Source organism: Streptomyces sp. NPDC005728, assembly GCF_040630895.1.
Taxonomy (GTDB): domain Bacteria; phylum Actinomycetota; class Actinomycetes; order Streptomycetales; family Streptomycetaceae; genus Streptomyces.
In genome coordinates, this window is sequence record NZ_JBEXYL010000009.1 from 62699 (window position 1) to 76607 (window position 13909).

The following is a 13909-nucleotide window of genomic DNA, read 5'->3' on the forward strand; positions in this document are numbered from 1 at the left end:
GGGAGCCGATGGACGAACCGTCCGCCACGGAGTGGGACTCGGGGGACGCGCCGGCGCACGTCATCGCCACGCGCGGCCTGACCAAGCGCTACCGCGGCGGACAGCTCGCCGTGGACGGTCTCGACCTGACCGTCCCGGCGGGCAGCGTCTTCGGCTTCCTCGGTCCGAACGGCTCCGGCAAGACCACCACCATCCGCATGCTGATGGGCCTGATCGAGCCGACCTCGGGCACGGCCCGGGTCCTGGGCCGCCCCATGCCCCGGGCCACCCGCACCGTCCTCCCGCAGGTCGGCGCGCTGATCGAGGGCCCCGCCCTCTACGGCTTCTTCTCCGGCCGGGACAACCTGCTGCGCTACGACGCCGCCGACCCGACCGCCGACCCACGCACCCGGCGCGCCCGTGTCGCGGCCGCTCTGGACCGGGTGGGCCTCGCGGCCGCCGCGGGCAAGAAGGCACGGGCGTACTCGCTCGGCATGAAGCAGCGTCTGGGCCTGGCCGCGGCCCTGCTCCAGCCGCGCAGACTGCTCGTCCTGGACGAGCCGACCAACGGCCTCGACCCGCAGGGCATGCGTGAAATCCGCGCCCTGATCCGGGAGCTGGCCTCCGACGGCACGACCGTCTTCCTCTCCTCCCACCTCCTCGACGAGATCGAGCAGGTGTGCACGCACGCGGCGGTGATGACACAGGGCCGCCTGGTCACGCAGGGCGCGGTCGCCGACCTGGCGGCCGGGGCGCGCGGCCGGCTGGTGGTGACCACACCGGACCCGGGCGAGGCGGCCCGGGTGCTGAAGGAGCAGGGCGTCGGAGACGTCACGGCGGACGGCGAGCGGGTGACCGGCGAGCCGCCCGTGCAGGACCTCGCCGAAGTGAACGCGGCCCTGGTCGCGGCCGGCGTCCGGGTCCGGGGCTTCGCGCTCGAACGGGCCTCCCTGGAGGACGCGTTCGTGGCACTGACGGGAGAGGGATTCGATGTCGCGGGCTGAGGCACTCCAGGCACCGGCCGCACCCGGCCCCGGCCGTCCGAACCCCCTGTGGACCTTCGGGCTGCTGCGCAGCGAGCTGGGCATCACGGTCCGTCGTTGGCGCACGCTCGCGCTGCTCGGCGTGCTGGCGGCGGTTCCGGTGCTGGTCGGGATCGCCGTGAAGATCGAGACACAGGGCGGCTCGACGGCGGGCCCGAGCGGCGGCGAGGGGCCGGCGTTCATCTCGCAGATCACCAACAACGGCCTGTTCCTGGTGTTCACGGCACTGGCTGCGACCCTGCCGTTCTTCCTGCCGATGGCGGTCGGCGTCGTCGCGGGCGACGCGATAGCGGGAGAGGCGGGCGGCGGCACCCTGCGCTATCTGCTGGTCGCCCCGGCCGGCCGCACCCGCCTGCTGCTCACCAAGTACACGACGGTCATGGCCTTCTGCGTGCTGGCCACCCTGGTCGTGGCCGTCTCCGCGCTGATCGTCGGCGCGCTGCTGTTCCCGCTCGGCGACCTCACCACCATCTCCGGCACCCGGATCAGCTTCGCCGAGGGTCTCGGCCGGGCGCTGCTGATCGCCCTGGCCGTCGCCGCCTCACTGGTCGGTACAGCGGCCCTCGGTCTGTTCGTGTCGACGCTGACCAACAGCGGCATCGCGGCGATGGCGACGACGGTGGGCCTGCTCATCACCGTCCAGATCCTCGACCAGATACCCCAACTGCACGCGCTGCAGCCGTACTTCTTCTCCCACTACTGGCTGTCCTTCGCCGACCTGATGCGTGACCCCGTCTACTGGGACGACCTGGTGAAGAACCTCGGTCTCCAGGCGCTGTACGCGGCCGTGTTCGGCTCGGCGGCGTGGGCGCGGTTCACGACGAAGGACATCAGCGCGTAGCCGACACCGTCAGCCGGCCTCGACCTCGACCTGGAAAGGGAAGCGCGCGAGCGGCGCCTCCTGCGCGAAGAACGTCTTGGCGTGCGCGAGCGCGTCGGTGTCCTTCCGTACGTCCCCGGGGGCGCTGCCGTTGCCCAGCAGCACGCCGCCGAACCGCATCCCCATGTAGGCGGCCGAGTTGTTGAGGGTGCCGGCGAAGGGGTCGGCGACCGACGACTCCCGGTCCGCGTGCGCCGCGACACCCCACAGCGTGCGCCCGGCCAGGGTGGCCTTGAAGTCGAGGCCGGGGGTGCGCAGCCAGCCCGCCCAGTAGTCCAGGTAGCGCTTGGTGAGGCCGGACACCGAGTACCAGTACAGCGGCGAGGCGATGACGATGTCCGTGGCCGCGAGCGTCGCGTCCAGCAGCAGGCCGGTCTCGGTGTCCGAGGGCGGCCGTACGTGGTCGCTGTCGTGCCGCAGGTCCACGAAGTCGGGCAGCGGGTGCTCGGCGAGGCGGATCCACTGCTGCTCGACGTCACCGGGCAGCTGCTCGGCGGCCTCGCGGGCCAGCAGTTCGGTGTTGCCGTCGAGGCGGGCACTGCCCAGGACGAAAAGGAAGCGGCGGCTCATGGGTCCCCCAGGTGAGCGTTGTCGTTCCGCGAATATCAGCGTGTGCATTTTATGCACATGCAAGCAGTCTTCTTCAAGGGTGCGGCTGGTGCGAGGCTGTGACGTCGCGGTGACGCGGGAGCCGGGCTGAGCCGACAGACTGGTTGGCAGGACGCGTACGACCGGAGCCCGACGGCCGGGGGAGTGAGGGAACCGATGTCTCGACTCAGCTTCGAGAAGAAGCGGGCGCAGCAGCCCGTGACACACCCTGCGGTGGTGCACGTCCGGGTGTCCGGCAAGGACAGCGCGTCGGTGGGCGGGACGGCGGTCGTCGCGGCGCCGGGCGAGGAGATCCAGCAGGCCGTACTGAACCACCTGCAGCGCCTGGCCATCAGCCTGGGCGCCCCGATACGCGCCACGATCCATGACGACCGTGCCGGCTGTGTGGTCCCCCTCGAGGTCTCGGCGGACGGCTCCAGCAGGGTGGCCGGGGACCCGGTGCGGGTCGCTTCGCGGGCCGCGTCGGGCGCGGAGCCGTCCCGGACCACCGCGCCGGCCGTCCCGGGCCTGGTGCAGGCACCCACGGGGCAGTTCGGGCCACCGCCCGTCATGGACGCGCCCCCGGCCCGGATTGCCGTACCGGACGCCATGACCTCGCGCCCCGCCGCCGTCGCCGTACCGGACGCCATGACCTCGCGCCCCGCCGCCGTCACCGTATCCGGACCCGCCGCCGGCCCCGTATCCGTCGCCGCGTCCGAACCCGCCCCGGAGCCCGCCCCCGCGTCCGCAGCCCCCGTCACCGTCACCGCTCCCGCAGCCCCAGTCCCCGCCCCCATCCCGGACGCCGCCCTCCGGCCCGACCCCGAGCCCGCGCCGGCCACGTCCTCCACGCCCACCCCCGCCCGTGGCTTCGATGCCGTGGCCGAGGAGGTGCTCGGGGACGAGCCCGTGACCGAGACCGCGGAGGGGGCCGCGTTGCTCACCGAGCCGATGGCGCGGATCAACGAGGCCGTTCGGGACGGGCGTATCGAGGCCGCGGCGGAACTCGCCGACCGCACGGTCGTAGAGGCCTCCGGAGTGCTGGGCCCCGGTCACCGTGAGGTGCTGCACCTGCGCGAACTGACCGCCTACATCGCCTACCTGGCCGGCGACCCGATCCGCTCCTTCCACCTCTCCCTGGACCTCGCCCGGCTGCGCCGGCAGGCCCGGGACGCGGAGGCGGCCTACGGCAACGTCCAGAGCGCGGCCACCGCCTGGCGGGCGGTGCGTGACCCGGAGGAGGGCCTGCGGATGGGCCGCGACCTGATCGGCCTGTGGGCGGATCTCACTGCGGAGCCGGGACCCGCGGCCGACGACCCGCAGCCGCTGGAGTCGGCCCGCGCCCGCATGGTCCGCCTGACCGACCGCGCGGCCAGGGCGGCGCAGGCGTAACCGGCGCCCGCGCCACCGCCCGCGCCGCCCCACAGGCCGCCCCCACAGCACCGCCCCCACAGCACCGCCCTCCTCGGCTACTGAACGCAGAACTCGTTGCCCTCCGGGTCGGCCATCACCACCCACTCGCCGCCGGGCTCCTGCACCCCGTGCAGGACCCGCGCGCCCAGGGCCTTCAGCCGGGCCACCTCGTCCGCGCGCCGCTCGGCGCCGGGGTGCAGATCGAGGTGAAGCCGGTTCTTGACGGTCTTCGCCTCGGGGACGCGCTGGAACAGGAGCCGCCGGCCCAGCCCGGTGCCGGTGTCCGGGTCGTAGGGGTCCTCGGGGTGCCGCACGGCGATCAGGTCACGGAAGGCGGGGCGGCCGTGGTACTCGACGGTCGCCTCGCCGGGCAGTGCGCCGAGGGACAGCAGCCGTTCGACGAGCGCGCTATTGTCCTCGGCCTCGTAGTGCAGCGCGGCGGCCCAGAAGTCGGCCTGCGCATGCGGGTCGGCGGAGTCGATGACGAGCTTCCAGTGCAGCGGTGCGGGTGTCTGCGTCGACATGGGCACCACTTATAGCGCCTGCCACTGACAGTGCGAACGGGCCGCGGCACGACCCCCGTCAGGCGTCCACCGGAGCGGAGCTGGGCGCTTCGACGCGGGGCGGCACGATGACCGCCTTCGGCCTCCGCGCGGCGCGCAGTGCGTCCCAGCTGAGCAGGACCAACGCCAGCCAGACCAGCGAGAAACCGGCCCAGCGCTCCGCAGGCATCGCCTCGTGGAAGTAGAGGATGCCGAGCAGGAACTGGAACACCGGGGCCATGTACTGCAGCAGCCCCAGCGTGGACAGGGGCACGCGGATCGCCGCCGCGCCGAAGCAGACCAGCGGCAGCGCGGTGATGAGACCGGTCGAGGCGAGCAGGACGGAGTGCCCGGCGCTGCCGGTCGTGAAGGTGGAGTCGCCGTGCGCGGTCAGCCACAGCAGATAGCCGAGCGCGGGCAGGAACTGGATCGCGGTCTCGGCGGCCAGCGACTCGATGCCGCCGAGCGCGACCTTCTTCTTGATCAGACCGTAGGTGGCGAACGAGAAGGCGAGCGTGAGGGAGATCCACGGCAGACGGCCGGAGCCCACGGCCAGGACGACCACGGCGGTGAGGCCGACCCCGACCGCCGCCCACTGCACGGGCCGCAGCCGTTCCTTCAGGAGCAGTACGCCCATCGCGATGGTCACCAGCGGGTTGATGAAGTACCCGAGGGAGGCTTCGACCACGTGGCCGGAGTTCACGGCCCAGATGTAGATGCCCCAGTTCACGGTGATGACGGCCGCGGCCAACGCGATGAGCGCCAGCCGCCGTGGCTGCCGCAGCAGTTCCCCGGCCCAGGCCCAGCGCCGTACGACCAGCAGGGCGGCGGCGACGAAGGCGAGGGACCACACCATGCGGTGGGCCAGGATCTCCGTGGCCTCGGCGGGCTTGAGCAGCGGCCAGAACAGGGGGACCAGTCCCCACATGCCGTAGGCGGCGAAGCCGTTCAGCAGGCCTGTCCTGTGCTCACCCTTCGACTTCCCGGCCACGGGGTCCCTCCTTCTCGCCTCACGCACGCACGCGAGAACGAAGGTAGCGCCGAGCACCCCCACCTGTCATGCCCGTATCGCCATACGGTCATGACAGGCGGGGGTGGTGGTGCTCACAGGCCCGGGGCGGGGGAGTCTCGGCCCGCGAGTGCCCCGGAGTCTCAGCCCTTGAGTGCGCCGGCGACCGCTTCGGCGAGCGGGGTGGTCGGACGGCCGGCCAGGCGGGACAGGTCGCCGGTGGAGACGACCAGCTCGCCCTTCTCGATCGACGCGTCCACGCCGACGAAGATCTCCGCGAAGTGCTCGGGCAGTCCGGCGCCGGCCAGGATGCCCTTGAGGACCTCGCCGGTGACGGCGTTGTAGGCGATCTCCCTGCCGGTCTGCCGGCTCAGCTCGGCCGCGTACTCGGCGAAGCTCCACGCCACGTCGCCGCCCAGCTCGTACGTCGTGTTCTCGTGACCCTCGCCGGTCAGCACAGTGACCGCGGCGGCGGCGTAGTCGGCGCGGGAGGCCGAGGAGACCCGGCCCTCACCGGCGGCCGCGACGACCGCGTCGTGCTCCAGCACCGGGGCCAGGTTCTCGGTGTAGTTCTCGTGGTACCAGCCGTTGCGCAGCAGGCTGTAGGGGAGACCGGAGGCCAGCAGCACCTCCTCGGTGGCCCGGTGGTCGTCGGCGAGCGCGGCCGTGAGGCTGCCCGGCGCGCTGGTGTACGCGAGCAGCGCCACGCCCGCAGCCTTGGCGGCGTCGATGACGACCTGGTGCTGCTGCACCCGGCCCTTGTCGAACTCGTTGCCGGAGATCAGCAGGACCTTGTCGCCGGCCGCGAACAGCCCGTCGAAGGTCTCGGGCGTGTTGTAGTCGGCGACCGCGAGCTTCACTCCGCGGGCCGCGAAGTCGGCGGCCTTCGCCTCGTTGCGCACGACGGCGGTGATCTGCTCCGCCGGAACCTTCTCCAGCAGCTGCTCCACGACGTGGCGGCCGAGGTGTCCGGTGGCTCCGGTGACGACGATGCTCATGGTTCAGAACTCCTTGTGGGGTGGCTGTGGCACTCACCCTAGGAGGTGCACTAACCAAGCGAAAGTACCCACTTTGAAGTAAGGTACTGGCATGGCAGTAAGTAACGCGCGGGCGCGCGGTGGAGCCGACGCCGAGGCCCTGTGTCCCTACCGGCTCGTCCTGGAGCACGTGACCAGCCGCTGGGGCGTACTCGTCCTCATCGAGCTGATGGAGGGCTCCCTGCGGTTCAGCGAGCTGCGGCGGGCGATCGACAAGGTGGGCCGCATCAGCGAGAAGATGCTCACCCAGACCCTCCAGACCCTGGAGCGCGACGGCCTGGTCCACCGGGACGCCAAGCCGGTCATCCCGCCGCGCGTCGACTACTCGCTCACCGGCCTCGGCCGCGAGGCGGCGGAGCAGGTGCGGGCCCTGGCCCAGTGGACGCACAACCGCATGGGCGAGGTGGAGAAGGCCCGCCGGGCATACGACGAGGCCCGGGAAATCCAGTCCCGGGCCTCGTGACCAGAAGGCGGCGTCAGCCGACGACCGTCCAGGTGTCGCCGCCGGCCAGCAGTGCGGCCAGGTCGCCCTTGCCGTGCTGCTCGATGGCCGTGTCCAGCTGGTCGGACATCTGGGTGTCGTAGACCGGCCGCTCGACGGAGCGGAACACGCCGATCGGTGTGTGGTGCAGCGTGTCGGGGTCGGCCAGCCGGGAGAGGGCGAAGGCGGTGGTGGGGGACGCGGTGTGCACGTCGTGCACCAGGATCTCCGCCTCGTTCTCCGGGGTCACCGTCACCACTTCCAGGTCGCCGGTCTGCCGGTCCCGTACGACACCACGTGCGCCGTCGGCACCGAACCGGATCGGCTGCCCGTGCTCCAGGCGGATCAACGCCTCCTCGGCCTGCTGCTTGTCCTTGAGGGCGTCGAAGGCGCCGTCGTTGAAGATGTTGCAGTTCTGGTAGATCTCGATCAGGGCCGTGCCCTGGTGGTCGGCGGCCGCGCGCAGCACCTCGGTCAGGTGCTTGCGGTCGGAGTCGATCGTGCGGGCGACGAAGGACGCCTCCGCGCCGATCGCCAGCGACACCGGGTTGAACGGCGCGTCCAGCGAGCCCATCGGCGTCGACTTGGTGATCTTGCCGACCTCGGAGGTCGGGCTGTACTGGCCCTTGGTCAGGCCATAGATCCGGTTGTTGAACAGCAGGATCTTCAGGTTGACGTTGCGGCGCAGGGCGTGGATCAGGTGGTTGCCGCCGATGGACAGGGCGTCGCCGTCACCGGTGACCACCCACACGCTCAGGTCCCGGCGGGAGGACGCCAGGCCCGTCGCGATGGCGGGGGCGCGGCCGTGGATGGAGTGCATCCCGTAGGTGTTCATGTAGTACGGGAACCGGGACGAGCAGCCGATGCCCGAGACGAAGACGATGTTCTCCTTCGCCAGGCCCAGCTCCGGCATGAACCCCTGGACGGCGGCCAGGATCGCGTAGTCACCGCAGCCCGGGCACCAGCGCACCTCCTGGTCGGACTTGAAGTCCTTCATCGACTGCTTGGCCTCCGCCTTGGGGACCAGCTGCAGCAGCCCGTTGGTGGCGTCAGTCATCGATGGCCTCCTTCAGCGCGGCGGCGAGCTGTTCCGCCTTGAACGGCATGCCGTTGACCTGGTTGTACGAGTGGGCGTCGACCAGGTACTTCGCCCGGATCAGGGTGGCGAGCTGCCCGAGGTTCATCTCGGGGACGACCACCCTGTCGTACCGCCCCAGGACCGCGCCGAGGTTGCGCGGGAAGGGGTTGAGGTGGCGCAGGTGCGCCTGCGCGATCGACTCGCCGGCCGCGCGCAGCCGCCGTACCGCGGCCGTGATCGGCCCGTACGTCGAGCCCCAGCCCAGGACCAGCGTCTTCGCGCCGTGCGGGTCGTCCACCTCGATGTCCGGGACCGCGATGCCGTCGATCTTCGCCTGCCGGGTGCGGACCATGAAGTCGTGGTTGGCCGGGTCGTAGGAGATGTTGCCCGTGCCGTCCTGCTTCTCGATGCCGCCGATACGGTGCTCCAGGCCCGGCGTGCCCGGGACCGCCCACGGGCGGGCCAGCGTCTGCGGGTCGCGCTTGTACGGCCAGAAGACCTCGGTGCCGTCCTCCAGCGTGTGGTTCGGGCCGGACGCGAACTGCACGCGCAGGTCCGGCAGCTCGTCCAGGTCCGGGATCCGCCACGGCTCGGAGCCGTTCGCCAGGTAGCCGTCGGAGAGCAGGAACACCGGCGTGCGGTACGTCAGCGCGATCCTGGCGGCCTCCAGCGCCGCGTCGAAGCAGTCGCCCGGGGTCTGCGGGGCGATGACCGGGACCGGAGCCTCGCCGTTGCGGCCGAACATCGCCTGCAGCAGGTCCGCCTGCTCGGTCTTGGTCGGCAGCCCGGTGGAGGGGCCGCCGCGCTGGATGTCGACCACCAGCAGCGGCAGCTCCAGCGACACCGCGAGCCCGATCGTCTCGCTCTTCAGGGCGACACCGGGGCCGCTCGTCGTGGTCACCGCGAGCGAGCCGCCGAAGGCCGCCCCCAGCGCCGCGCCGATGCCGGCGATCTCGTCCTCCGCCTGGAAGGTCCGCACGCCGAAGTTCTTGTGCTTGCTCAGCTCGTGCAGGATGTCCGACGCCGGCGTGATCGGGTACGAGCCCAGGAACAGCGGCAGGTCCGCCTGCCGGGACGCGGTGACCAGGCCGTAGGCCAGGGCCAGGTTCCCGGAGATGTTGCGGTAGGTGCCGACCGGGAAGGCCTTGGCGGCCGGCGCGACCTCGTAGGAGACCGCGAACTCCTCCGTCGTCTCGCCGAAGTTCCAGCCCGCGCGGAACGCGGCGATGTTGGCGGCCGCGATGTGCGGCTTCTTCGCGAATTTCGTCTGCAGGAACTTCTCGGTGCCCTCGGTGGGCCGGTGGTACATCCAGGACAGCAGGCCGAGGGCGAACATGTTCTTGCTGCGCTCGGCCTCCTTGCGGGAGAGGTCGAACTCCTTCAGCGCCTCGACGGTGAGGCTGGTCAGAGGCACGGTGTGCAGGCTGTAACCGTCCAGCGAGCCGTCCTCCAGCGGGGAGGCGGCGTAGCCGACCTTCTGCAGCGCACGCTTGGTGAACTCGTCCGTGTTGACGATGATCTCGGCGCCGCGCGGCAGGTCGCCGATGTTGGCCTTCAGGGCCGCCGGGTTCATCGCGACCAGCACGTTCGGCGCATCGCCCGGGGTGAGGATGTCGTGGTCGGCGAAGTGGAGCTGGAACGAGGAGACGCCGGGCAGCGTGCCGGCGGGAGCACGGATCTCGGCCGGGAAGTTCGGGAGGGTGGAGAGGTCGTTGCCGAAGGACGCGGTCTCCGAGGTGAAGCGGTCACCGGTGAGCTGCATGCCGTCACCCGAGTCCCCGGCGAACCGGATGATCACCCGGTCCAGGCGCCGGACGTCCTTCGCTCCGCCCGGTTTGCGCTGCTCTCCCACGACGGTTCCGTCGGCCTGCTCCGCTGGGCTGCTGACCTGGCTGGTCACTGAACTGGACCTCCTTCGAGGCGGCTGTCCGGCATGGTCTTCCCACGGACCATCCCAGGATCAACCCTACGTCCGTTAGGGTCGCCTTCCCGTGGCCATCCGTATGATGGACGACATTTCGAGACGGCCTGTCGCGCTGCTTCTCATGATGTCCCGCGCCGCTGGAGCATCGTTCAAGACGCTCCCCGCGCGTTCGTCGGTTCTCTCCTGCGGTCTCCCGTCCGGCTGTCCGGCTTCCACGGAAGCCGGACGGGCTGACGTGCTGCTGACACAGTGTCGGCCCGCTACGAGTTCAGATAGGTGAGAACGGCCAGAACACGCCGGTGGTCGCCGTCGCTCGGGGACAGCCCGAGCTTCAGGAAGATGTTGCTGACGTGCTTCTCCACGGCTCCGTCGCTGACCACCAGTTGCCGGGCGATGGCCGAGTTCGTCCGCCCCTCCGCCATCAGCCCCAGCACCTCGCGCTCCCGCGGCGTGAGCCCCGTCAGCACGTCCTGCTTGCGGCTGCGCCCGAGCAGCTGCGCGACCACCTCCGGGTCCAGCGCCGTACCGCCCTCGGCCACCCGCACCACCGCGTCGACGAACTCCCGCACCTCGGCGACCCGGTCCTTGAGCAGATAGCCCACGCCCCGGCTGGAACCGGCCAGCAGTTCGGTGGCGTAGCGCTCCTCCACGTACTGCGACAGCACCAGCACCCCGAGCCCCGGATGCGCCTTGCGCAGCCGTACGGCCGCCCGCACGCCCTCGTCGGTGTGCGTCGGCGGCATCCGTACGTCCGCCACCACCACGTCGGGCAGGGCGCCCTGGGCGTCGAGGTCGGCGATGGTCTTGATCAGTGCCTCCGCGTCGCCGACTCCGGCCACGACGTCGTGCCCGCGGTCGGTCAGCAACCGGGTCAGGCCCTCCCGAAGCAGCACCGAGTCCTCGGCGATGACCACGCGCACCCTGTCCTCCACGATCTCCCGGCCCCCCACAGCCCGACCTTCCGACGGCGTCCCATACGGAAGTCCAGCATTCCAGCATTCGGGCCGTCGTGCGCAGGAGCTGGGGAATCAGGCGTGTACCGCAGGGGTCGTGCCGCCGCGGACGCGCGCGCTCTCGCGCGCTCTCAGGCCCGCCAGGGCAGCTCGGCGATCACCCGGGTGGGGCCGCCCGGCGGGGAGTCCACCACCAGGATCCCGTCCACCGCGTCCAGACGGCCGGCCAGACCCGCCAGGCCCGAGCCGCGGGACGCGTCCGCGCCGCCCGTCCCGTCGTCCATCACCTGGACCATCAGCCGGTCCTCCGAGCGCCACACGTCCACCGAGGCGGAGCGCGCCCGGCTGTGCTTGCTGATGTTCTGCAGCAGCTCGGAGACGGTGAAGTAGGCGATGCCCTCGATGGCCGGGGCCGGCCGGAACGGCAGGTCGACCTCCACCCGCACCGGCACCGTGCACCGGGAGGCGACCGAGGACAGGGCCGCGTCCAGGCCGCGGTCGGTGAGCACGGCCGGATGGATCCCGCGCGCCAGGTCGCGCAGCTCCTGCAGGGCCGTCTTCACCTCACCGTGGGCGTCCTCCACCATCCGGGCCGCCGCCCGCGGGTCCTCCCGCAGCTTCTCCTTGGCCAGACCCAGATCCATGGCCAGGCTCACCAGCCGGGCCTGCGCACCGTCGTGCAGGTCCCGCTCGATGCGGCGCAGATCGGCGGCGGCCGTGTCGACCACGACCCCGCGGTCCGACTCCAGCTCCACGACCCGCGCCGACAGCCGCGACGGCCCGAGCAGCCCGCGCACCAGCAGCCCGTCCACCGTCGTCAGCGCCCGGACGATCCACGGCGTGGCCAGCGTGAACAGCAGTCCGACCAGCGCGGTCACGGTGATCTCGAACGGGTTGTCGAGATACACGCTGTGGTGCTCGTCGCCGTACAGCTGCAGGCCGCCCTGGCCGCCGTACATCGGGAACAGCCAGAACCACAGCGGGTACGTCAGCAGGGCCCAGCCGTACACCCAGAAGTTCACCGCCACGACGAACGAGAACACCGCCCACGGGAAGTGCAGCAGCCCGTAGAGCAGATGCCGCCACGACGTGCCGCTCTTCAGCAGCGCGCCCATCCACGGGAACACGCCCGGCTTGTGCGACCGCAGCGGCTCCGGGTCGGCCACGTCCAGGCGCAGCAGCGCGCGCGCCCGCGTGCGCTCCAGCGCGCCGAAGCCCCGGCAGCCGGCGAGCGCCATCGCCAGCACCGGGATCCCGAGGAAGGTCACCAGCAGGCCCGCGCCGAGCGCCACCATGGTGACCGTCCAGCTGAACAGCACGACGGCGATCGGCAGGCTCAGCAGCACATAGCCGAACTCGCGCCAGCTGCGCGCCTCGACGGGCGCCCGCAGTGCGGCGGGCAGCACGTGCCGCCGTTCCCCGTCGGGAGTGGGGAAGCCGGATCCGGCCGGGTGCCCGTGTCCGTGCCCGTACCCCTGTCCGTACTCCGTGGCCATCGGCGTCGTCCCGTTCTCGTCGTCCTGGCGGCGGTGCTCGCCGTATCTCCAGCCTGGTGTGCCGCGGCCTTCCGGACCATGGAGGCCGTCGGTCTCTTGGACCGGGGGTTTTCCCCACCCCGCGCGGGCGCCCGCGCACCCCTGCCAGGGCGGCAGCTATTCCTTGCGGTCCCGCCAGGGCAGCTCCGCCGTGACCAGCGTCGGGCCGCCGGGCGGCGAGTCGACCACGAACAGGCCGTCCACCGCGCCCAGCCGCTCCGCCAGGCCCCGCATCCCGCTGCCGCCCTCCAGGCCGGCACCCCCGCAGCCGTCGTCCCGGACCTGGATGAGCAGCCGGTCCTGCGTGCGCCACACGTCCACCGAGGCGGAGCGCGCCCCGCTGTGCTTGCTGATGTTCTGCAGCAGCTCGGAGACCGTGAAGTAGGCGATGCCCTCGATGGCGGCCGCCGGCCGCTCGGGCAGGTCCGCCGTCACCTTCACCGGCACCGTGCACCGGGAGGCGACCGAGGACAGGGCCGCGTCCAGGCCGCGGTCGGTCAGCACGGCCGGATGGATGCCCCGGGCGAGATCGCGCAGTTCCTGCAGCGCGAGCTTCACCTCGCCGTGCGCCTCCTCCACCATCGCCGCCACGTGCTGGTCGGCCTGGCCCTCCAGCAGCTTCTCCTTCGCCAGGCCGAGCCCCATGGCCAGGTTCACCAGCCGGGCCTGCGCACCGTCGTGCAGGTCCCGCTCGATGCGGCGCAGATCGGCGGCGGCCGTGTCGACCACGACCCCGCGGTCCGACTCCAGTTCGGCGATACGGCGTTCCAGCTCGTCGGAGGGGGACAGCAGCCCGCGCACCATCGCCCGGTCCACGTTGGCCAGCCCCCGCGCGAGAAACGGCAGCACAGGCCACAGCACGAACAGCGAGGTCAGAATGATGCAGAAGGTGAGGATGCCCCAGGGCAGCCGGATGAAGTCGTACAACAGCGTCCGCCAGCCCACCGGGTCCTTCAGCGCCAGCAACAGCCGCTGCAGCGGCCCCCCGCCCCTGGCGATCGGCAGCGGCGTCGGCTCCTCGACGCGCACCCCGAGCAGCGCCCGGGCCCGGCCCCGCTCCAGCTTGCCCAGCTGCCGGGCGCCCAGCAGACAGAGGGCCAGCAGCGGGAGCCCGATCACCGTGAGCGTCAGGATTCCGCTGACGAGCACCACGGTGAACACGTAGGTGAAGCCGAGCAGCGCCACCGGCAGGTTGAGCAGGAGATGCGTGATCTCCTTCCAGGTGTGCGCAGTGAGGGCGAACCGGGCCGGAGGGAGACGGTCGGAGCCGTCGGTCCGGTCGGCGGCGGAGGCGGGAGCGGTCATACCGGCCAGCCTGCCGTGCCCGGCCCCCGTTGCGCCATGCGGTCCGCCGCCTGCCGTGCCCTGGGGAAAACCCCACCCTCCGCACCGTCCTCACTTCTCACGGTGTGACGGACTGCTTACCCTGTCTTTATCAGGGCCTAGA

The 13909-nt window shown here is 71.6% G+C and carries 13 protein-coding genes; 4 read left to right on the top strand and 9 right to left on the bottom strand.

Annotated elements, in window-relative coordinates; all coding sequences use genetic code 11:
• Positions 1 to 8: 8 nt before the first annotated feature.
• Together ABZ471_RS09245 and ABZ471_RS09250 are read left to right on the top strand one after the other, a co-directional pair.
• A complete protein-coding gene (locus tag ABZ471_RS09245; protein WP_359064164.1) occupies positions 9 to 983 on the top strand; it encodes an ABC transporter ATP-binding protein in 975 nt (324 codons plus the stop codon).
• Entirely contained in the window at positions 970 to 1863 is an 894-nt protein-coding gene (locus tag ABZ471_RS09250) for an ABC transporter permease (RefSeq protein ID WP_359064166.1), read from the top strand. Before ABZ471_RS09245 ends, ABZ471_RS09250 begins: the two co-directional genes overlap by 14 nt.
• A 9-nt stretch (positions 1864 to 1872) precedes the next feature.
• Here ABZ471_RS09250 and ABZ471_RS09255 read toward each other — a convergent pair whose 3' ends face one another.
• Complete coding sequence (locus tag ABZ471_RS09255; RefSeq protein WP_359064168.1) at positions 1873 to 2472, bottom strand: NAD(P)H-dependent oxidoreductase; 600 nt, start codon at positions 2470 to 2472, stop codon at positions 1873 to 1875.
• A gap of 195 nt (positions 2473 to 2667) precedes the next feature.
• Here ABZ471_RS09255 and ABZ471_RS09260 point away from each other — a divergent pair, with 195 nt between their 5' ends.
• Positions 2668 to 3882: a hypothetical protein gene (locus tag ABZ471_RS09260; protein WP_359064170.1), complete on the top strand. Its 1215-nt coding sequence runs from the start codon at positions 2668 to 2670 to the stop codon at positions 3880 to 3882.
• Between the two features lie 77 nt (positions 3883 to 3959).
• On the opposite strand, the gene ABZ471_RS09265 is transcribed toward ABZ471_RS09260, so the two are convergent.
• The 3 genes from ABZ471_RS09265 to ABZ471_RS09275 all read right to left on the bottom strand — a co-directional run bounded on the left by ABZ471_RS09265 (position 3960) and on the right by ABZ471_RS09275 (position 6452).
• Positions 3960 to 4427 carry a VOC family protein gene (locus ABZ471_RS09265; protein ID WP_359064172.1) on the bottom strand — a complete coding sequence of 156 codons (468 nt, stop codon included), beginning with the start codon at positions 4425 to 4427 and terminating at the stop codon, positions 3960 to 3962.
• 58 nt (positions 4428 to 4485) lie between these two features.
• Complete coding sequence (rarD, locus tag ABZ471_RS09270; protein ID WP_359064174.1) at positions 4486 to 5436, bottom strand: EamA family transporter RarD; 951 nt, start codon at positions 5434 to 5436, stop codon at positions 4486 to 4488.
• 161 nt (positions 5437 to 5597) lie between these two features.
• On the bottom strand, positions 5598 to 6452 hold the full coding sequence (locus ABZ471_RS09275; RefSeq protein WP_359064176.1) for an SDR family oxidoreductase: 855 nt from the start codon (positions 6450 to 6452) through the stop codon (positions 5598 to 5600).
• Positions 6453 to 6543: 91 nt separating this feature from the next.
• On the opposite strand from ABZ471_RS09275, the gene ABZ471_RS09280 reads away from it, so the two are divergent.
• Positions 6544 to 6954: a helix-turn-helix domain-containing protein gene (locus tag ABZ471_RS09280; RefSeq protein ID WP_359064178.1), complete on the top strand. Its 411-nt coding sequence runs from the start codon at positions 6544 to 6546 to the stop codon at positions 6952 to 6954.
• Positions 6955 to 6967: 13 nt separating this feature from the next.
• On the opposite strand, the gene ABZ471_RS09285 is transcribed toward ABZ471_RS09280, so the two are convergent.
• The 5 genes from ABZ471_RS09285 to ABZ471_RS09305 all read right to left on the bottom strand — a co-directional run bounded on the left by ABZ471_RS09285 (position 6968) and on the right by ABZ471_RS09305 (position 13767).
• Complete coding sequence (locus ABZ471_RS09285) at positions 6968 to 8029, bottom strand: 2-oxoacid:ferredoxin oxidoreductase subunit beta (RefSeq protein WP_359064180.1); 1062 nt, start codon at positions 8027 to 8029, stop codon at positions 6968 to 6970.
• Positions 8022 to 9950: a 2-oxoacid:acceptor oxidoreductase subunit alpha gene (locus ABZ471_RS09290; RefSeq protein WP_359064182.1), complete on the bottom strand. Its 1929-nt coding sequence runs from the start codon at positions 9948 to 9950 to the stop codon at positions 8022 to 8024. Before ABZ471_RS09290 ends, ABZ471_RS09285 begins: the two co-directional genes overlap by 8 nt.
• A gap of 284 nt (positions 9951 to 10234) precedes the next feature.
• Positions 10235 to 10894 (bottom strand): response regulator transcription factor, encoded by a 660-nt coding sequence (locus ABZ471_RS09295; RefSeq protein ID WP_359064324.1) that lies wholly within the window; start codon positions 10892 to 10894, stop codon positions 10235 to 10237.
• A gap of 164 nt (positions 10895 to 11058) precedes the next feature.
• Positions 11059 to 12423 carry a sensor domain-containing protein gene (locus ABZ471_RS09300; protein WP_359064185.1) on the bottom strand — a complete coding sequence of 455 codons (1365 nt, stop codon included), beginning with the start codon at positions 12421 to 12423 and terminating at the stop codon, positions 11059 to 11061.
• Positions 12424 to 12579: 156 nt separating this feature from the next.
• Positions 12580 to 13767, bottom strand: coding sequence for a sensor domain-containing protein (locus ABZ471_RS09305; protein ID WP_359064187.1), 1188 nt, complete (start codon positions 13765 to 13767; stop codon positions 12580 to 12582).
• Between the last annotated feature and the right edge of the window lie 142 nt (positions 13768 to 13909).